Below are 17,944 nucleotides of genomic sequence, written 5' to 3'. Positions count from 1 at the left end.
GAAGATCAGCTATAAGGGACGCATGGAGTTCCCCGCGTACCTCGCCAGCATGCCGATGCACGCGATCACCGAGATCCACGGTGAGCCCGGTCTGCTGGCCCGCTTCCGGCTGGAGGTCGCCGCGTTCGACGACGCGGCGCGTGACCGGTTGACCGAGGCGCTGGACCTCGCCGCCGACCTGCACCGCGACGACCGGCGGGTCCGCGAGCCGTACCTGAACCACCTGCTGCGGGTGGCGATCCGGATGATGCACCACTACCAGGTGCGGGACGTGGACGTGATCGTCGCCGGGTTGCTGCACGACGCGGTGGAGGACCACCCGGCCGAGCTGGCCGGCCCGCCGCCGGACGGGGACGTGACGACGGCGGCGCTGGCCGCGCTCGCCGACCGGTTCGGCCCGCGGGTGGCGCGGCTCGTCGCTGCGGTCACCAACCCGGCGTACGACCGGGACCGGGACCGGGACACGCAGTACCGGGAGCACGTGGCGGCCAGCCTGGACCGGGAGCCCTGGGCGCGGGTGATCAAGGTGTCCGACTTCACCGACAACGGCGTGGGCGTGATCCACACGGTCGGCCCGAAGGTGGCCCGGTCGGCCGCCAAGTACCGCCCGCTGGTGCCGGTCTTCCGCGAGCTGATCGCCCGCCCCGACACGCCCCTGTCGGCACCGGTCAAGCAACACATCTTCGCCCAGCTCGACCTCGCCGAGGAGCGCTTCAGCGCCATCCTCGACCCCCAACCCTGACCCCGCCCCCACCCCCACCCCCACCCCAGGCGCGGCCTCTTTCACGGAAAGAGTGGCCATTTCCGGCGGATTAGCCACTCTTTCCGTGAAAGAGCGGGCGGGACGGGTGGGGTGGGGCGGGGTGGGTGGGAACGGGCGGGGCGCCTAGGGCGGCGGCGACTCTGGCGCGCAGGGCGGGCAGGTGTTCCGGGTGCTCGCGCAGCACCACCCGCAGGGTGGCGTGACCGCCGGCGGCTGCCGCGCCGAGCACGTCGAGCAGCGTGCCGAGCTGGGCGGGTGGCTCGTCGGCGAGCAGGTTCGCCGCGTCCCGGACCACGAGGGTGAGCGGCCCGGAGTCGATCCGGTCGGCCAGCACGTCGGCGAGGGCGTCCCAGGTGCGGCCGTACCAGTCGGGCAGCGACAGCGCCTCGGCGAGCGTCTCGTGCAGGGCCGCCCGGGTACGGGTGGCCGGGCCGGGCACCGGCACGCCGGCCGGCTCGGGCGCGGGCCCGGCGTCGAGCGTGAGCCAGGCCGGCGGCGGGGACGCGGCACCCATCGGTCCGTCCTTTTCCCGCGTCGCCGGCCGGAGCACGCCCGGCCGGCGACGGCGTGCGTCAGAGTCGGTAGAAGTTGGCGTAGTGGTCGGGTGAGAACCAGGTCGTCCCGGTGCTCTTGTTCACCACGATCCGGTACGCGTCCCGGGCCGCGTTGCAGGCGCGCGGGTAGACGTCGTACTCGTAGTAGGTGGCGTCGGTGGGCAGCTGGCCCTCGTAGTTGTAGAAGCGACCACCGGCGAAGTTGCACTGTCCGCCGCTCCACGAGTACCAGCCCCGGCTGGTCGGGAAGCTCTTCGCCGACCAGCCGGAGCGCGCGGTGCGGGCGTCCGCGCAGCGGGACAGCGTGCAGGAGCTGTAGACGGCGGCCTCGGCGGGCTCGGTGAGGCGGGTGGAGACCGTGGCGGGGGCCACGAGCGCGGCGGCGGCCATGGCGGTGACCACTGCGGACGCGGCCAGGGCGCGGCGTAAGCGGGTGACAGCGGCGCGGAACGGGGTCAAGGGATCCTCCTTGCACGAACCGACAGGGCATCGACCAGCTTCGTTGGCTGGTCGGCGCTCAGTCTGCCGAGGATCCTGCCCGGCGTACAGCCCCACCTGAGCGACCGCGCCCCGAATGCCCGGTGAACACGCGGTGGCGGGTGCGGACGGACGGCGCACCGACCCGCCCGCACCCGCCGCGTGCTCAGCGCGCGAACGCCTGGAACTCGGCGATCCGCACGTTCTGCGCCTGCGGGCTGGCCGTCGCGCAGTCGGTCGCCGCCCGCGGGTCGGCGTCCTGCTCACCGGCGTAGTCCGGCGCACCGGTGCACTGGTTGGTCAGCACCTCGACGCGCAGGTGGGTGGCCCGGGTGCGCGGAATGTCGAACGAGCGCAGGATCAGCTCCGGCGCCCGGGGCCGCGGCGCCACCGCCGGGAAGGCGTCCGGCCGGCTCGTGTACACCGGCCGGAAGTCGGCCGCGTCGGCGCAGCTCACCGTGCCGCTGGCGGTGCACGCCAGGACCCGGAACTGCCGCACCGCGGAGTACCGGCTCTGGGTGCCGGCGTCCGCGTCCCCGACCACCGGGGGCCGCAGCATCGCGCTGACCTGCACCCGGCGTACCTGCTGGAGGCCGCCGGCCAGGTCGACGGTGACCTGCCGGCCGGCCACCGGCGCGCCGAGCGAGGCCCAGTTGGTGGCCTCGTCGTCATCCGCGACCGACCCCAGGTTGATCCCGTCGCCGGCGACCGTCGCGCCCGCCGCCGTGGAGGCCAGGTTGGGCCGCAGCACCACCGGCAGTGTCCGGTTCTGGCCGGCCTTCACGGTCACCGGGCCGATCCGGGTGTGCCCGTAGCCGGGCGCCCGCACCACGAACTCGTAGGTGCCGGGCACCAGGTCCACCCGGTCGGTCAGCGGGGTGGCCGCGTCGGTGTCCGCGACCGGCACCGCCCGCGCCTGGTAGCGCCCGACGAACAGCTGCGCGCCCGCCACCGGACCGCGGTCACCGAGCGGCAGCAGCCGCAGCGAGCCCTCCTTCGCGTACGGGGAGGTGAAGCCCGGCGTCGGATCGGGGTCGGCGTTGCCGACGCTGGCCGCGGTCTCGCCCAGGCCGCGCGCGGCGAACGCGTTCCAGAGCAGATCCTGGTTGGCCCCGCCGAAGCGGATCCGGTCGGCGGCGAGCATCGCGTCCCGCGCGTCGACCATGCTGACCTGGCTGACCGCCATCAGCAGGAACGAGTCGACGACGAGCTGGATCCAGCGCCGGTTGCCCGGGCAGGCCGTCACCGGCCGCTGCCCGTTCGCGCAGGCCTTCTGCACGGCCGGGGTGCCGGCGCCCCAGCGGCGCATCATGGCCGCCCGGATGTCGGTGTTGGTGGCGCTCCACACCTCGCCGGACGCGTGCACCTGGAGGCCGGTCACGTCGTAGTCGACCGACGAGTAGTTCAGCGGGCTGGCGCTCATGTTGTAGTTGCGGATGCCCGCGTTCGGGTCCTGGGTGGTGTACTCGCCGATGGTGAAGCCACGCCGGCCCGGCGCGGCGTACCCGTGCTCGTAGAGGTATTCCATGGCGAGCTGGTCCGACCAGCTCTCGCTCATGCCCTGCGGGGAGCTGACGCCCGCGCTCGGGCCGGCGATCATGCGGTTGGTGACCGCGTGGCCGTACTCGTGGGCGATCACCGACATGTCGAAGTCACCGTCCACGCAGGGCGCGTAGAACGAGCCGGCGACCGGCTGCCACAGGTACATGTTGGTGGTCGGCGCGACACCGTCCGGCGGGGTGATCTGGTTGGCGTTGTTCCGCGCCGGGAACGTCGGCGGACCGCCGCTGACGCCGCCGGCCTGCGCGTTGCCCTGCTCGGCGTCGCCGCCGAGGCCGCCCCGGCCGAGGTTGTCCTGTTGCAGGTTCCAGGTCTCCTCGGTGAAGCCCAGGTGGTAGGTCCAGTCGTGCATCCGGTTGTGCATCCCGAACAGGTTCGCGCGCGCCGCGTCGATGTCGTTCGCCTGCGGCGAGGTGAACACCTCCGGGTCGCAGCGCCGCTCCTGCCACTGGTTGGTCCACGGGTACGCGTAGCCGCGGTCCGGGCGCGGCGTGGCGGTCTCGGTGCCGACGCTGAACGGGTCGTTGCTGAACCAGTTCTGCACCGCCGTCGCGTTGTTGCCCTTCGTGGTGGTGGTGGACGCCCCGGTGGCCGGGTCCACGTCCCACGCCGGGTGCCCCGGCACGCCGACCACCTCGCGGCAGCCGGCGGCCGGCGCGGCGCACCACCGCACCCGGCTGTCGACGGAGGACCTGTCGACGCGCGGCGAGTTCGGGAACACGTCCCAGGACGGATTGTCCTCCGCATGGTCGATCAGGTCCTCGCGGACCAGCACGCCGCCGTCGCGGGCGTCCACGTAGGTGGAGTAGGCGGCCGGGTCCGCGCCGGTGGTGTCCGCGCCCAGCACGACCTCCCAGGCCGCGCGCGGCCCCCGGTCCGCGGTGGGCACCGCGACCAACGAGGTACGCAGGACCTGTGCGTCGGCGCGGCCGGCGTCCGCGATGGCGGCCCTGCGAGCCTGCGCGGCGTCGATCGTGGCCGGCGCCGGCGTGCCACCGTCACGGGCCAGCGACGAGCTGACGTGCCAGACCGCTCCGTCGCGTACGCCGATCGCCAGCATGCCGTCGACGGCGGCCGGCAGGTCCCCGAAGCGCTGGCGGAACAGCACTGTCGCGCCCTCCCCCATCGGCGCCACGGTCAGCTGCTCCAGCGCGGCGGCGCCCTCGGCGGTCAGCCCGAGCACGTCGGAGTTCGCCGTCACGTAGGCGCGGGCGGCGGCGGCCGGGTCGGCCGGCAGCCCGGTGGCGAGCGGCTTCCCGGTCGAGGTGAGCGTGGCGGGCGTACCGAAGTCGGTCCAGCGGACCCGGGCGCCCAGCGCGGCGGCCCGGTCCCGCTGCCGCGCGCTGGCGGCGACGCGGCCCTTCCGGTTGTCGCGGGCCTTGGTGTCGTGCCGGTCCCCCGGCAGGTGGTCGGGTGCGGCCTGGGTGCGGGCCTGGTCCCGGGGTGCGGCCTGACCGCCGGCTTGGGCGGTCAGGACCATGCCGGCTGCCATGAGCAGCACGGTGGTCCCCGTCAACGCACGGGATGGTGTGCGCACGGTCCCTCCTGTCATCGTCGAACGGCGATGTCCGTTCCGCCATCCGACCAGGATGATCGACCGGCCGACACCAGCCGAACATCCATTAATGACAGTGCGTCGATGCGTCAGGTGTCCGGCCCCGACGCCGCCGGGCGCGACGCAGCGACCCGCCTCAGATCGGCCGGACAGGTCGCCACGTACGGACGGTTGCTGGCGACGGCTGCGTACACGGCAGCGGTCGGGGATCGCCGGGACGCCGCCTCGGATCTCCTCGACGAGGCCGCCGAGGCGGGGCGCCGCGGAGGCGGCCGGGACGGGTTCGCGGATGTCGACGTCGCGCTCTACCGCATCGGCGTCAGCCGGGTGCTGGGCGACTTCGGCGCGGCGGTGCAGCATGCCCGCGCCCTACGACCCGTCCAGTTGGGCAGCGTGGAGCGGCGCGCCCGCTACTGGGAGGACTACGCGCTCGCGCTGCACGGCCGTGGCGCGTACGGGGAGTCGTTCCGGGCCTTGCAGGCGGCCGAGCGCATCGCGCCGCAGGAGGTCCGGTACCGGCCATGGGCGCAGCAGCTCAGTGCGGCGCTGCTCGACGCGGACCGTCGACAGTCGTTGCCCGGGCTGCGCAGCTTCGCCGCCCGCATCGGCACAACTGTCTAGACATTCGCCGCGGGCGCCCTCGTCAGGACCGTCGCTTCCTCCGTGCCGCTGAGGCCGCCTCCGGTGTGCCTGGCGTTGACGGTCAGGCTGCCTTGAAGACGGTGTCCAGGTGCCATTCGAGGAACTCGGCGGCGGGCCGGTCGACCCGCCGCTCCGGGAGTTCGATCACCGAGCCGGCCTTGGCGTAGAACTGGTCCCCGTTGCCGAACTCGCTGCGCAGCCGCGGGCTGACCATCAACCGGTACTTCGGATCGACGCCCAGATATCCACGGTCGAAGAGGATGTGCACGTCCGACTTGAGGAGCATGCCGTTGTCGATCCGGTGTTCGCCGCCCGCCGGTAATGGACGGATGTGGGCCGCCTGAAGCACCGGCTGGACCTTGTTCCCGGTGATCGCGCAGCGCCGGCCGTAGGCGCCGAGGACCACGGCCTTGAACGACTGCTGACCCAGGCGTTGCGGCATGAGCCGCGGATCACCGTAGACCGGGCCGGGGCGGTGCCACGGCTCGCGCGGGTCGAACTCCACCACGCCGCCCAGCAGCCGTTGCAGCAACAGCCCGAAGTAGTCGGCCGCGACCGGATCCGCCAGGTCGTACGTCTTCCCCTGCACCACGTTGGGTGCGAAGGCCGGGGGTGGGTCGACGGTGGAGTCGTCGGAGAAGAAGACGCTGTCCCGCACGAAGATGCAGCCGATGGAGGGGTCCTCGTCCGGCGCGATCGGCTGCCTGCGGTAGCCGCCGACGACCCGGCGCATCTCGGCGAGGCTGGCGACACCGTTGGCTTCACCGAAGAGTTCCCACGCCTCGGAGATCGTCAACCGCTGGAAGCCGCTGAAGAAGCCGCCGCCGACGACCCGGTTGAGCGGGTGGTGCGCCTTGAAGAAGAAGGGCTCTCCCGGCGTCAAGGCGCGGAACGCGCCGCCGGAGGGCCGCCAGAAGTTGACCTCGGTCAGGTCGGGTCGGGCCGCCAGAAACCGATGCCATTTCGCGTCGGTCACGCCGACGAAGGCCTTCACAACGGACAGCGTGCACCAGAACGGATCTTGTCGCCACCTCCGACCGGGTCGCAGATCCGACCGGTCTGTCAGGGCGTGGTCAGGAAGGTGGTCACCGCGCCTTGGAAGCCCTGCGGATCCTCGACCCACGGCAGGTGGCCGGCCCCAACCAGGCTCACCCGCGCAGCGCTCGGCAGCGCGCGGTGCAGTGAGTCGACGCCCCACCGGGGACGGATGTCCTCGGGTCCGTCGACGATCAGCGCGGGCACCTCCAGCGTTCGGCACCGCGCGGCCAGGTCAGCCTCCCTCAGCTCCCGTTTCACCTCGGCGTTGATGGCCCGGTTGCAGTCGCGGTTGAGACCCCGCCACGGCGTGGCCATGTCCTCGGCGTGCCGCAGAGCGACGTCGGGGTCGGCGAAGTCGGCCGACCACTGGAGGACCGCCCGTTCGCGTTCCTCGGCGGGAGTGCGGGCGCGTTCGTCCAGCGCCTCCCACCGGTCCCGATGCGGCTCGAGCCGCCGCCTGAGGTTCCGCTCGTAGTGCGGGTGCCAGCCACGATCGCTGTCGATCCCGGTGCCGGAGACGTAGATCAGGTGACTGACCCGCTCCGGGTGCTCGAGCGCGTACCGCAGCGCCAGGTGCGCGCCCCACGAGTGACCCAGCAGCGCCACTCGAGGGCCGCCGAGCTGCTCGCGTACCGCGTCGAGGTCCGCGACGAAGCGGTCGACCGTGTACGGCCCGCGCCGCTCGGAGCGACCGCACCCGCGCTGGTCCCACCGGATGACGTGGGCGTGCTCGTCGAGCAGCCGGGCGACCGGGCCGAGGTAGTCCCACATGCCCGGACCGCCGTGGCAGAGCACCAGCGGCGACCCCGCGCCGGCCTGGTCGGCCCACAGGCGACAACCATCTTCGGTACGCACGTGAGCGGCCATCGCGACAGTATGGCGATTCGTGCGCCGGCCGGCGGGGGCCTGCGGCGCGGCGGTCGATGTGGCACGTTGGGCGGATGAGCGCCGAGGAGATCCCGCTGACCGGCGGCAACGTGTCGGCGGGCGTGGTGCGGGTCGGCGACACCGTACGCCGGCAGGCCGGCCCCTGGACCCCTGCGGTGCACGCGCTGCTCGACCACCTCTGGTCGGTCGGTTTCCGGGGCGCGCCCCGGCCGCTCGGAATCGACGAGAAAGGGCGGGAGGTGCTCACCTACGCGGCGGGCGAGGTGCCCTGGCCGCACCGCTTCGACCTGCTCGAACCGCTGGACCAGCTCGCCCGGGTCGGTCGACTGGCGCGGGAGCTGCACGACGCGCTCGCGACCTTCACGCCGCCGCCGGACGCGCGGTGGAACGCCCTCATCCCGGCCGACCGGAACGAGATGATCGTCCACCACGACCTCGCGCCGTGGAACCTCGTGATCGGCGACCGCTGGGTGGTCATCGACTGGGACAACGCCGGGCCGGGATCACGCCTGTGGGACCTCGCCTACACGGCGCACGGCTTCGTCCCGCTGTCGGCCCATCCCGACTGGCAGCGCGCCGACGCGGGACAGCGGCTTCGCGCTCTCGTGGACGCGTACGGGCTGGACGAGCGGCAGCGTCGCGACCTGGTGCCGCTGCTGACGACGCGGGCCCGGGCGATGCACGACTTCCTGCGGGACCAGGCCGCGCTCGGGGTCGAGCCCTGGACGACGCACTGGCGGACCGGGCACGGCGACGCGTGGCGCAACGACGCCGAATACACCGAGCGCCACACCGACCAGTGGCTGAAGGCCCTGCTGGACTGACGCCGGTTACGGCTCTCTCATCCAGGTCTTCGGGTCGGTCACGAACACGCCCTTGCCCTGCTGGCGTCGGATCACCCGCAGCGCTTCCAGCCGCGCATAGGCCATCTGGACCGTTCCGTGGCTGACGCGGTAGTTCTCGCGCAGCACGGCGATCGAGGGCAGTTTGTCCCCCGGCTTCAGCTTCTTGGATCTGACATCGGCGATCACATCGTCGGCGATGCGCCAGTAATCCGGCACTTCTCGCATGGCACTCCTCGCGTGGCAATCCGATTCGATCACACCGCGACGCGCCTAACAAGCAGCGTTGACTCATCTGACATATCTAGTTATGTTGGAGCGGAGCCGATCCTCGCGTGGCAACGAGTTCGGCTCATTCCCCCGGTCGGGGCGGGTGCGCGTGCCCGTCCCGACCCACCGACGCGCTTCGCCTCCGTACCGCCGATCCGGGCTGCGGCGGCGGAGCGGGCGGGCCGTCCGCACGCCGGCCGCGGACGGCCCGCCCGTCCAGTCCCACCGCACCGACCCTCCGCGCTTCCGCCTGCCCTCAGAAAGGACCGATGTGACCGAGGTGTATCGCTCCGGCCAGCTCTACGGCACCGGACTGCCGGCCCGGATGACCCCGCACGAGGCGCGGAACCGCGCGTTCGACCCGCGCCGTCGAGGTGTCGACCAGGATCAGGTACGCGCGTTCCAGACCGAGGTCGCCAACGAGCTGACCGACCTGCACCGGCAGATCCGCCGGCTGACCGTGGAGAACGAGCGACTGAAGCGGGCGGTGCGTGACTGGCAGGCGATGCACGCCCGCGAGTGCCGCCCACCGAACCAGGGTCACTGGTAGCGGTGCGTCCGCAACCGGGTGACCTGCTGCGGATCGACGGCCGCGCCTCGGTGCAGTTCGGCGGCGACCGCGCCCTCACGTTCCGGGTCGTGTCGGTCGGCCCCGAGCTGACCCACCTCGGCTGGATCTGGCTGACCGGATACGTCCTCGATCGCCGTGGTGCAGCCACCGCGAAGCGGGAGATCTTCGTACAGCTCACGGGACTGCGGCGGGCCGAGGAGCCGGCGGCGCCCCGCCGGGCGGTTCGGGCGGCTCAGCCCCGGACCCAGGCGAACAGGGTCCGGACGTCGGCCTCGGTCGGCTCCAACGGGCGGGCCAGGAGGTAGGCGGACAGGTCGCGGAAGTCGGCCGTGGCGTTGTGGACGCACGCCGCCAGCGCGTCGTCGAACAGATCGCGTGCCGCCTGCGACTCGGGCGCGGTCACGTCCTCGACCAGCGGGATGCAAACCTCCCGCGTGAACACCACGTGGCAGGCGCTCCGGTCGGCCGTGACGACGCAGTGGTAGCGACCTTCGTCGGTCAACTGGTTCCTGATGTCCGCCCAGACCGTCGCCTCGGCGGCGTCCGTCACGTCCGCGCCGGCGGCGCAGGCCAGCCGGAAGAGCCAGCGGGTCGGGTCGCCCTGGACGACCGCGCCGTAGACCAGCGCCAGCCCGCCGCAGTGGAAGACGGCGAAGCCCTGCACATCCGGGATACGACCGAGGACGCGTGGAGTCCAGACCCGGTCGTACCGCAGCTCGGCGCGGGACCTGAGGAGTTCGACGGTCCGGCCGGCGTCCTGGCGAGCCTCCACGCCCATGGTCAGCCCCTTCCCGCGAACGCGTGCGGGAAGTCGGCCTCGGAATGGAACCGGGACCGCTCGGCGCTCAACTCCGCCGTGACGCGCGCGACCGATACAGCTCCGGCGATCAGCATTCACACCCCACAGAGACGACCGCATCCTTCCGGCGGCGCCCCACCGCCGGAAGGATTGCGGAGCCCCACGTTACGAAGCGCCACCTAGCGGATTCAAGACGTTACCCGGAGATCGATGTCCGTTCTGGACGGTCGGTCCCGTTCACGGGACCGACCGCCTGAGCACGTTAACAGACTCTGGACGCGAAGTCCCGTCGATAGGACTACCGGACACCTCATCCGATCGGCCGGTCGCCGGTCAGGCGGGTCGTCCGCGCGGCGGACCGCTCCGGCCGGCTTCGGTTGTTAGTTTGGAACGCGGATCGTCGCGCACGACGGTCCCACACCCCTCGTCCGACCGAACCTGGGCGCCGCCTACCCCACGGCGCCCGGGCGGACGGCTGCCGCCCGGCGGAGAGGGGTGCGATGACCGGAAAGCCGGAGGCTCCCGGCCCGCGGCCGAAACCCGGCATACCCGTCGATGGTTGGCGGCGGCGCTGGGCCGGCCGGGCCCGGATGCTCGGTGACGCGGCGCGCTCGCGTACCCGGAGGTTCTGGGCCGGCGCGCAGCCCACGCTGCGGCACCTGTGGTGGACCGAGGAGCCGGCGACACCGGTGACCACCGTCGACCGGCGGCACCCGGAGCCGCTGGTGGTGCCGGCCCAGGGCCAGGTCTACGTGTTCGGAGTACGGGCCACCTTCACCTGGTCCTCCGAGACCGCCCGGCCGGAGCTGTTCGGCTGGTACGTCGACTACTTCCAGCCGCAGGCGACGCAACGGCTGCGCCGGCTGGCGGTCCGCTGCGCGGCGGAGGTGCCGCCGCACCGCCCGCGCGACCTGCTCGCCGCGCTGACCGCGGCGCTGGCCGCCGACGACCCGACGCCCTGGGGGTACGCGCGCGGCGACGTGACGTTCACCTGCGAGCCGGACGTGACGGTGCACCTCGACGAACGGGTCCGTCGGCTACTCCAGCCGTACTGGGAGCAGCGCATCGCGCTGGAGTGCGAGCGCGACCTGGCCCGCCGACGCGCCGAGTACGCCGAGGAACGCCGCCGGCGCGACCCGCCGTCCACCCCGTCCGGGCCGCACCCGGACGCGAGCCGCCCGCCCAGGGATCCGGCGGACCGGATGGACCCGACGCGGCCGACCAGACACGCGAGTCGTCCCGCGACTCGGAGCGGACCACGCCCAGGCGCTCCGGTGGAGGCGTTCACCCCGCTGGAGCCGCTGCTGCCTCCACCAACCCCACGCCCAACTCCCCACCAGCGGCCCCATCCGTCCTTACCGAACGACCCGACCCCACCCACCCCCTGAACCGCCACCCCACCACGCTCCCGCCCGCGCCCGCCTCCCGCCTCCGCCGATCTTGGACTTGTGGCGCCATGGAATGTTCTTTTTGATGGGAATTCGGAGGTGCCACAACTCCAAGATCGACGCGCCGGGCGTGGTCGACGCGCGGGGGCGCACGGGGTGACGGGGCGGGGGTCAGCCGACGAGGGTGGCGTAGCGGCCCTGGTGGCCCAGGAGGGACTGGTGGGTGCCGGACTCGACGATGCGGCCGTGGTCGAGCACGGCGATCCGGTCGGCGTCGCGGACCGTGGAGAGGCGGTGCGCGATGGTCACCACGGTACGGCCCCGGGCCAGCTCGTCCAGGGCCCGCTGCACCGCGCGCTCGGTCTCGGTGTCCAGCGCGCTGGTCGCCTCGTCGAGCACCAGGATCCGCGGGTCGCGCAGCAGTGTCCGGGCGATGGCCAGGCGCTGCTGTTCGCCGCCGGAGAAGCGGTGGCCACGGGAGCCGACCATGGTGTCGTACCCGTCGGGCAGCGCGACGATCAGGTCGTGGATCCGGGCGGCGCGGGCGGCGGCCTCGAGGTCGGCGTCGGTGGCGTCCGGCCGGGCGTACCGCAGGTTGTCGCGCACGGTGGCGTGCAGCAGGTACGTCTCCTGGCTGACCACGCCCACGACGGCGGCCAGGTCGGCCAGGCGCAGGTCGCGCAGGTCGACGCCGTCGATGGTGATCCGGCCGGCGTCGGGGTCGTGCAGCCGGCTGATCAGGGCGGCGAGGGTGCTCTTGCCGGAGCCGGTCTCGCCGACCAGGGCCAGGCTGGTGCCGGCCGGGACGTCCAGGGTGACGCCGGCCAGCGCGGCGGTGTCGCTGCCCGGGTAGCTGAACGTGACGTCCTCGATGCGCAGGTGGCCACGGACCGTGGCCGGGTCCAGTGACGCCGGGCGGGCCGGCTCGGCGACCTCCACCGGCAGGTCGAGGTATTCGAAGATGCGGGCGAAGAGCGCGAGCGAGGCGGTGAGCGTGACGCCGACGTTGAGCAGGCCCATCAGCGGGCGGAACAGGTTGCCCTGCAACGCGGTGAACGCGACGAGCGTGCCGATGGTGAGCGTGCCGGCGGTGCCGGGCAGGCCGGCGCCGAGGTAGATCACGGCGGGGATGGCGGCGAAGACGACGGTCATGGCGGCCATCCGCCAGCGGCCGGCCAGCTCGGAGCGCAGTTCCAGGTCGACCAGGCGGGCCGAGGAGGCGGTGAACCGGTCGACCAGCGCCGCGCCGGTGCCGAGCGTCTTGGCCAGCCGGACGCCGCTGACCGACAGCCCTTCCTCGATGGTCACGGTGAGGTCGGCCAGCTCCCGCTGGCGCCGGGCGGTGATCTCCCGGCGCAGTCGGGCGACCCGGCGGGTGAGCCAGAGCGCGGGCGGCAGCACGATCACCGAGACGAGCGTGAGTCGCCAGCTCAGCGCCACCATGGCGACGGTGGTGGCGACCACTGTGGTGAGGTTGGCGGCGATGGAGGTGGCGGTGGAGGTGACCACCGACTGCATGCCGCCGATGTCGTTGGTGATGCGGGACTGCACCTCGCCGGTGCGGGTGCGCACGAAGAAGCCGATCGACTGCCGCTGGAGGTGGGCGAAGACGTCGGTGCGCAGCCGGTGCATGACCTCCTGGCCGACGCGGGTGGAGATCCAGGTCTGGACGACGCCGAGCACGGCGGTGACGGCGGCCACCGCGATCATGGCCGCGACCAGCCAGGCCAGCAGCGTCAGGTCGCGGTCGGGCAGGGCCCGGTCGATCACGGTACGCAGCAGGAACGGCGAGGCCATCGCGATGATCGACGACGCCACGATGATCGCCACCACGGCGGCGAGCGGGCCGCGGTGGGCGGTGAAGAGGCCGCCGATGCGGCGCAGCGACACGTCGCGGGCCTGGGCCTTCTCGGCGGGGGACACGGTTCGGCCGGCTCCGCGGCCGTCGGGGATGCGATCCAAGGGGGTGCTCCTTCGTCGGACTAATGCTGAGGTTACCTCATCATGAGGGAACAACAGGATCGGCTGCTACCGTATTCCGGGTGAGCGGCAGCGACGAGGAGAGCCTGGCCGAGGCGTTCTGGGCGGTGGCCCGGCGGCTGCGCCACCAGACCAAGGGCGCGCTGGAGCCGTGGGAGGTCAGCCCGGGGCAGGCACGGGCGCTCGGCGTGCTGCTGCGGCACGGCGCGTTGCGCCCCGGCGCGCTCGCCGAGCACCTGCACATCGCGCCACGCTCGGCCACCGAGGTGGTCGACGGCCTCCAGGAGCGCGGCCTGGTCGAGCGGCGGCCCGATCCGGGGGACCGGCGGGCCACGCTGGTCGCGCCCACCGCCGAGGGCGAGCGGGTCGGCGCCGCCATCCGGGCGGCCCGGGCCACCGAGGCGGAACGGTTCTTCGGCGCGCTCGACCCGGTCGACCGGACCGAGCTGACCCGGATCCTGCGCCGCCTGCGCGACGAGTAGCGCCACCCGGTCGACCGCCGGTGACGCCGACGGGGCCGACCCGGCCGCGACGCCGACGGGACTACTCGGCCGCGACGCCGACGGGACTACTCGGCCGCGACGTCGACAGGGCCGACCCGGCCGTCGCGCCAGCCGGCGAGCCGGTCGCGACGCCGGCGCAGGAACGCCCGCTCCGCCTCGTTGCCGGTGCCGGCCATCGCCGCGTCGTACGCGTCCCGCGCCTCGGCCGGCCGGTCCAGGCGGCGCAGCAGGTCGGCCCGGACGACGTGCCACACGTGGTAGCGGGCCAGGTCGAGCCGGTCCACCTCGGCCAGGGCGACGGCCGGTCCGCGTACCTCGGCCAGCGCGACCGCCCGGTTGAGCGCCACCACCGGCCCGGGCGCGCACGCCGCCAGCCGGTCGTAGAGCGCGAGGATCTGACCCCAGTCGGTGTCGGCGGCGGTGTCCGCGTCCGCGTGCACCGCGTTGATCGCGGCCTGGATCTGGTACGGGCCGGGCCGGCCCCGCCGCAGGCAGCGTCGCACCAGCTCCCGACCCTCGACGACCAGCGCCCGGTCCCATCGGCTCCGGTCCTGCTCGGGCAGCGTCACCGGCACCCCGTCCGGGCCGGTGCGGGCGGCCCGCCGCGCCTCGGTGAGCAGCATCAACGCGAGCAGTCCGAGTGCCTCCGGCTCGTCCGGCATCAGCGTCACCAGCAGTCGGCCCAGCCGGATCGCCTCGGCGCCCAGCTCGACGCGGCCCAGCCGCTCCCCCGCGCTGGCCGTGTGCCCCTCGTTGAAGATCAGGTAGACCACGGCCAGCACCCCGCGCAACCGGTCCGGCAGGTCCGCGTCACGGGGCACCCGGTACGGGATCCCGGCATCCCGGATCTTGGCCTTGGCCCGGACCAGGCGCTGCGCCATGGTCGGCTCCGGCACCAGGAACGCCCGCGCGATCTCGGCGGTGCTCAGGCCGCCGAGCAGGCGCAGCGTCAACGCCACCCGGGCGGCCGGGCCGAGCGCCGGGTGGCAGCAGGTGAAGATCAGGCGCAGCCGGTCGTCGGGCACGGGCCCCTCCTCGGCGGGCGGGTCGGCGGCGTACAGCAGGGCGGCCTCGGCGTGCCGGGCGGCGCGGGTGGACTCGCGACGCAGCCGGTCGATCGCCCGGTTGCGGGCGGTGGTGACGATCCAGCCGGCCGGGCTCGGCGGCGGCCCGTCCACCGCCCAGCGACGCACCGCGACGGCGAACGCCTCCTGGACCGCCTCCTCGGCGAGGTCGATGTCGCCGAGGAGACGGACCAGGACGGCCACCGCGCGGCCGTACTCGGCCCGGAAGACGCGTTCGACGTCGGTCATCCCTCGCCCTGGAACGGCCGGACCTCGATCGGCAGTGTGGTGGCGCGGGCGTAGCGGCGACCCCAGTCGAGCGCCGCGTCCAGGTCGGGCGCGCGGATGATGGTGACGCCACCGAGGTACTCCTTGCCCTCGACGAACGGCCCGTCGGTGACCAGCACGTCGTCGCCGGCCGGTCGCAGCACGGTGGCGGTCTCCGGCGCGTGCAGGCCGTCGCCGAACACCCAGCACCCGGCGTCGCGCAGCTCCTTGCCGATGGCCTCGACCTCGCGCATCACCCCGGCCAGGAACGCCGGGTCCGGCCGCTGCGCGCCGGCCGGCTGGTACATGCTGATCAGGTACTGCTTCACGGGTTCCTCCTCGGCACCACGGGCGACCCCCTGCCGCCCTCCACCCTTCACACGAACGGCGGACGCCGGTCTCGACACGCCGGGCGGGCGAGATTCCCGCCGGGATCCGGGTATGCCCGGCCGTGGGCGACGGCCGGGTGATCGTGGTGGGGGCGGGGTTCTCCGGGCTGGCCTGCGCGCTCGCGGTCGAGGCGGCCGGCGCGCGGCCGCTGCTGCTGGAGGCCCGGGACCGGGTGGGCGGCCGGACGCTGAGCCGACCGCTGCCCGGCGGCGGCTGGCTCGACCTCGGCGCGCAGTGGATCGGCCCCACCCAGGACCGGATGTACGCGCTGGTCGCCGCGTACGGCCTGGAGACGTTCCCGTCGCCGGCCCGAGGCGCGACGACGCTGGTGCTGGACGGTCGACCGGTGGCCGGGGCGCCGGCCGGCCTGGCCGGGCTGCTCGACACGCTCGACGAGCTGGCCGCCGCTGTCGATCCGGTCGCGCCGTGGCGGGCCGCCGGGGCGGCGGAGTGGGACCGGACCACGCTCGGCGGCTGGCTCGACGCCACCGCGCCCGACCCGGTCACCGCCCGCTACGCCGGCCGCCTGCTGGCCGGTGGGCTGCTGGCCGCCTCGCCGGACGAGGTGTCGCTGTTGCAGATGCTGTTCTACCTGCGCAGTGGCGGCGGCGTCGGGTCGCTGCTCGGCATGGCCGGCGGCGCCCAGCAGGACCGGATCGTCGGCGGACCGGCGGCGCTGGCGCAGCGGATGGTCGCCGCGCTGCCGCCGGGTCGGCTGCGGCTCGACGCGCCGGTGGACGCGATCGTCCAGGACGCCTCCGGCGTGCGGGTCCTCGCCGGCGGTCAGGTGCACCGCGGCGACGCGGTGGTGGTCGCGGTGGCCCCGGCGCTGGCCGGCCGGATCCGGTACGACCCGCCGCTGCCGGCGCTGCGCGACGGGCTGACCCAGCGGATGCCGATGGGCGTGGCGGTCAAGGTGCACGCGCGTTATCCGGAGCCGTTCTGGCGGGCCGACGGCCGCTCCGGGGTGGCCACCACGGACACCGGGCCGATCACCGAGACGGTGGACAACTCGCTGCCCGGGGTGCCGGGCGGGGTGCTCACCGCGTTCAGCTACGGCGCGGAGGCCCGCGCGCTGCGCCGACTGCCGGTCGGGGCCCGCGACGCGGTGCTGCGGGCCGCGCTGGTCGCGCTCCTCGGCCCGGCCGCCGCCCACCCGGTGGGCATCGTGGCGTACGACTGGTCGGCCGACCCGTGGACCCGGGGCTGCTTCTGCGGGATGCTCACGCCCGGCTCGTGGTGCGACTACGGGCCGGAGCTGCGCGCGCCGGTGGGCCGGGTGCACTGGGCCGGGACGGAGACCGCGACCCGGTGGAGCGGCTACCTGGAGGGCGCGGTGACCGCCGGTGAGCGCGCCGCCGCCGAGGCGCTCGCGGCGCTCGACTGAGCCCGAAGTTCAAAGAAAATCTTCGATACGTCTATTGAAAAGTTTCTCCATTCTGTGACCTAATGTTGACAGTTCCCTTCGTCATACTCCCGCCGCCACCAGGCGGCAACCCCCCGGGAGGAAAGATGCACCGTCACCTGCGATCGGCGTTGCGCGCGGCCGGAGCCGCCCTGCTCGCCACCGTCACCGCCGCCGCGGCGGCCCTGATCGGCGCCGCCCCCGCGCACGCCGCCCCGGCCGGGCTGCCCGGCATGGACGTCTCCAGCTATCAGGGCAACGTCAACTGGTCGGGCGCCTGGGCCAACGGCGCCCGCTTCGCGTACGTCAAGGCGACCGAGGGCACGTACTACACCAACGCCTACTTCGCCCAGCAGTACAACGGCTCCTACAACGTCGGGATGATCCGCGGGGCCTACCACTTCGCCCGCCCGGACACCACCACCGGCGCCACCCAGGCCAACTACTTCGTCGACCACGGCGGCGGCTGGTCGAGGGACGGCCGGACGCTGCCCGGCGCGCTCGACATCGAGTACAACCCGTACGGCGCCACCTGCTACGGGCTGAGCCAGGCGTCGATGCGGAGCTGGATCGCCTCGTTCGTCAACCAGTACTACGCCCGCACCGGCCGGTGGGCCACCATCTACACCACCACCGACTGGTGGAGCACCTGCACCGGCAACACGTCGCAGTTCGCGGCCAACAACCCGCTCTGGATCGCGCGCTACGCCAGCAGCGTCGGCACGCTGCCGGCCGGCTGGGGCACGTACTCGTTCTGGCAGTGGTCGTCCTCCGGCACGTTCCCCGGTGACCAGAACGTCTGGAACGGCACGCTGGACCGACTGCGCGTGCTGGCCTGCAACGGCACCTGCTGACCCCACCGGCGGGGGGGGGGGGGGGGGGGCCCCCCCCCCCCCCCCCGCGCCCCCCCGGGGGGGGGGGGGCCGGGGGGGGGGCCCGCCCCCCCCCCCCCCCGGGCGGGGGGGGGGGGCGGCGGCGGCCCCCCCCC

At 73.7% G+C, this 17,944-nt stretch carries 19 protein-coding genes; 8 read left to right on the top strand and 11 right to left on the bottom strand.

The window, feature by feature from the left end:
- Window positions 1-22 precede the first annotated feature (22 nt).
- Window positions 23-742 carry an HD domain-containing protein gene (locus tag ACH495_RS12720; RefSeq protein WP_396857861.1) on the top strand — a complete coding sequence of 240 codons (720 nt, stop codon included), beginning with the start codon at window positions 23-25 and terminating at the stop codon, window positions 740-742.
- Between the two features lie 70 nt (window positions 743-812).
- On the opposite strand, the gene ACH495_RS12715 is transcribed toward ACH495_RS12720, so the two are convergent.
- The 3 genes from ACH495_RS12715 to ACH495_RS12705 all read right to left on the bottom strand — a co-directional run bounded on the left by ACH495_RS12715 (window position 813) and on the right by ACH495_RS12705 (window position 4,870).
- Window positions 813-1,277 (bottom strand): barstar family protein, encoded by a 465-nt coding sequence (locus tag ACH495_RS12715; protein ID WP_396857860.1) that lies wholly within the window; start codon window positions 1,275-1,277, stop codon window positions 813-815.
- Window positions 1,278-1,335: 58 nt separating this feature from the next.
- A complete protein-coding gene (locus ACH495_RS12710) occupies window positions 1,336-1,776 on the bottom strand; it encodes a ribonuclease domain-containing protein (protein WP_396857859.1) in 441 nt (146 codons plus the stop codon).
- A gap of 184 nt (window positions 1,777-1,960) precedes the next feature.
- The gene (locus ACH495_RS12705) at window positions 1,961-4,870 is read right to left on the bottom strand and encodes a M36 family metallopeptidase (RefSeq protein WP_396857858.1); all 2,910 of its coding nucleotides are present in this window, start codon (window positions 4,868-4,870) and stop codon (window positions 1,961-1,963) included.
- A 123-nt stretch (window positions 4,871-4,993) separates the two neighbouring features.
- Here ACH495_RS12705 and ACH495_RS12700 point away from each other — a divergent pair, with 123 nt between their 5' ends.
- The gene (locus tag ACH495_RS12700) at window positions 4,994-5,530 is read left to right on the top strand and encodes a hypothetical protein (protein ID WP_396857857.1); all 537 of its coding nucleotides are present in this window, start codon (window positions 4,994-4,996) and stop codon (window positions 5,528-5,530) included.
- 82 nt (window positions 5,531-5,612) lie between these two features.
- Here the strand turns inward: ACH495_RS12700 and ACH495_RS12695 are convergent, their stop codons facing one another.
- Window positions 5,613-6,545: an HNH endonuclease gene (locus ACH495_RS12695; protein ID WP_396857856.1), complete on the bottom strand. Its 933-nt coding sequence runs from the start codon at window positions 6,543-6,545 to the stop codon at window positions 5,613-5,615.
- Between the two features lie 68 nt (window positions 6,546-6,613).
- Complete coding sequence (locus tag ACH495_RS12690) at window positions 6,614-7,456, bottom strand: alpha/beta fold hydrolase (RefSeq protein ID WP_396857855.1); 843 nt, start codon at window positions 7,454-7,456, stop codon at window positions 6,614-6,616.
- A gap of 74 nt (window positions 7,457-7,530) precedes the next feature.
- On the opposite strand from ACH495_RS12690, the gene ACH495_RS12685 reads away from it, so the two are divergent.
- Window positions 7,531-8,301 (top strand): phosphotransferase enzyme family protein, encoded by a 771-nt coding sequence (locus ACH495_RS12685; protein ID WP_396857854.1) that lies wholly within the window; start codon window positions 7,531-7,533, stop codon window positions 8,299-8,301.
- A 6-nt stretch (window positions 8,302-8,307) separates the two neighbouring features.
- Here ACH495_RS12685 and ACH495_RS12680 read toward each other — a convergent pair whose 3' ends face one another.
- Window positions 8,308-8,547 carry a winged helix-turn-helix domain-containing protein gene (locus ACH495_RS12680; RefSeq protein WP_396857853.1) on the bottom strand — a complete coding sequence of 80 codons (240 nt, stop codon included), beginning with the start codon at window positions 8,545-8,547 and terminating at the stop codon, window positions 8,308-8,310.
- A 313-nt stretch (window positions 8,548-8,860) separates the two neighbouring features.
- Here ACH495_RS12680 and ACH495_RS12675 point away from each other — a divergent pair, with 313 nt between their 5' ends.
- Window positions 8,861-9,139: a DivIVA domain-containing protein gene (locus ACH495_RS12675; RefSeq protein ID WP_396857852.1), complete on the top strand. Its 279-nt coding sequence runs from the start codon at window positions 8,861-8,863 to the stop codon at window positions 9,137-9,139.
- On the opposite strand, the gene ACH495_RS12670 is transcribed toward ACH495_RS12675, so the two are convergent.
- Together ACH495_RS12670 and ACH495_RS12665 are read right to left on the bottom strand one after the other, a co-directional pair.
- Window positions 9,130-9,255 (bottom strand): hypothetical protein, encoded by a 126-nt coding sequence (locus tag ACH495_RS12670; RefSeq protein WP_396857851.1) that lies wholly within the window; start codon window positions 9,253-9,255, stop codon window positions 9,130-9,132. The two genes, ACH495_RS12675 and ACH495_RS12670, sit on opposite strands and share 10 nt — an antisense overlap.
- 137 nt (window positions 9,256-9,392) lie before the next feature.
- Window positions 9,393-9,938, bottom strand: coding sequence for a hypothetical protein (locus tag ACH495_RS12665; RefSeq protein WP_396857850.1), 546 nt, complete (start codon window positions 9,936-9,938; stop codon window positions 9,393-9,395).
- Window positions 9,939-10,459: 521 nt separating this feature from the next.
- On the opposite strand from ACH495_RS12665, the gene ACH495_RS12660 reads away from it, so the two are divergent.
- Window positions 10,460-11,347, top strand: a complete 888-nt coding sequence (locus ACH495_RS12660) for a hypothetical protein (RefSeq protein WP_396857849.1) — start codon at window positions 10,460-10,462, stop codon at window positions 11,345-11,347.
- A 171-nt stretch (window positions 11,348-11,518) separates the two neighbouring features.
- On the opposite strand, the gene ACH495_RS12655 is transcribed toward ACH495_RS12660, so the two are convergent.
- Window positions 11,519-13,270: an ABC transporter ATP-binding protein gene (locus tag ACH495_RS12655; RefSeq protein ID WP_396858049.1), complete on the bottom strand. Its 1,752-nt coding sequence runs from the start codon at window positions 13,268-13,270 to the stop codon at window positions 11,519-11,521.
- Window positions 13,271-13,389: 119 nt separating this feature from the next.
- Here ACH495_RS12655 and ACH495_RS12650 point away from each other — a divergent pair, with 119 nt between their 5' ends.
- Window positions 13,390-13,809: a MarR family winged helix-turn-helix transcriptional regulator gene (locus ACH495_RS12650; RefSeq protein WP_396857848.1), complete on the top strand. Its 420-nt coding sequence runs from the start codon at window positions 13,390-13,392 to the stop codon at window positions 13,807-13,809.
- Between the two features lie 86 nt (window positions 13,810-13,895).
- Here ACH495_RS12650 and ACH495_RS12645 read toward each other — a convergent pair whose 3' ends face one another.
- Both ACH495_RS12645 and ACH495_RS12640 read right to left on the bottom strand, forming a co-directional pair.
- Window positions 13,896-15,143 (bottom strand): RNA polymerase sigma factor, encoded by a 1,248-nt coding sequence (locus tag ACH495_RS12645; protein WP_396857847.1) that lies wholly within the window; start codon window positions 15,141-15,143, stop codon window positions 13,896-13,898.
- Window positions 15,140-15,490 (bottom strand): YciI family protein, encoded by a 351-nt coding sequence (locus ACH495_RS12640; RefSeq protein WP_396857846.1) that lies wholly within the window; start codon window positions 15,488-15,490, stop codon window positions 15,140-15,142. The genes ACH495_RS12645 and ACH495_RS12640 overlap by 4 nt, the downstream gene beginning before the upstream one ends.
- A gap of 122 nt (window positions 15,491-15,612) precedes the next feature.
- On the opposite strand from ACH495_RS12640, the gene ACH495_RS12635 reads away from it, so the two are divergent.
- Both ACH495_RS12635 and ACH495_RS12630 read left to right on the top strand, forming a co-directional pair.
- On the top strand, window positions 15,613-16,938 hold the full coding sequence (locus ACH495_RS12635) for a flavin monoamine oxidase family protein (protein WP_396857845.1): 1,326 nt from the start codon (window positions 15,613-15,615) through the stop codon (window positions 16,936-16,938).
- Between the two features lie 125 nt (window positions 16,939-17,063).
- Entirely contained in the window at window positions 17,064-17,810 is a 747-nt protein-coding gene (locus ACH495_RS12630; RefSeq protein WP_396857844.1) for a lysozyme, read from the top strand.
- The last annotated feature ends 134 nt before the right edge of the window (window positions 17,811-17,944 follow it).

It is taken from the genome of Micromonospora sp. NPDC018662 (assembly GCF_044391475.1).
Taxonomy (GTDB): Bacteria; Actinomycetota; Actinomycetes; order Mycobacteriales; family Micromonosporaceae; genus Micromonospora.
This window is presented reverse-complemented; position numbering and strand designations above follow the sequence as displayed.

Coding starts and splice junctions, on each gene's coding strand:
- ACH495_RS12685 (WP_396857854.1), top strand. CDS start 7,531: ATGAGCGCCGAGGAGATCCCGCTGACCGGCGGCAACGTGTCGGCGGGC.
- ACH495_RS12630 (WP_396857844.1), top strand. CDS start 17,064: ATGCACCGTCACCTGCGATCGGCGTTGCGCGCGGCCGGAGCCGCCCTG.
- ACH495_RS12680 (WP_396857853.1), bottom strand. CDS start 8,547: ATGCGAGAAGTGCCGGATTACTGGCGCATCGCCGACGATGTGATCGCC.
- ACH495_RS12720 (WP_396857861.1), top strand. CDS start 23: ATGGAGTTCCCCGCGTACCTCGCCAGCATGCCGATGCACGCGATCACC.
- ACH495_RS12660 (WP_396857849.1), top strand. CDS start 10,460: ATGACCGGAAAGCCGGAGGCTCCCGGCCCGCGGCCGAAACCCGGCATA.
- ACH495_RS12715 (WP_396857860.1), bottom strand. CDS start 1,277: ATGGGTGCCGCGTCCCCGCCGCCGGCCTGGCTCACGCTCGACGCCGGG.
- ACH495_RS12645 (WP_396857847.1), bottom strand. CDS start 15,143: ATGACCGACGTCGAACGCGTCTTCCGGGCCGAGTACGGCCGCGCGGTG.
- ACH495_RS12690 (WP_396857855.1), bottom strand. CDS start 7,456: ATGGCCGCTCACGTGCGTACCGAAGATGGTTGTCGCCTGTGGGCCGAC.
- ACH495_RS12700 (WP_396857857.1), top strand. CDS start 4,994: ATGCGTCAGGTGTCCGGCCCCGACGCCGCCGGGCGCGACGCAGCGACC.
- ACH495_RS12665 (WP_396857850.1), bottom strand. CDS start 9,938: ATGGGCGTGGAGGCTCGCCAGGACGCCGGCCGGACCGTCGAACTCCTC.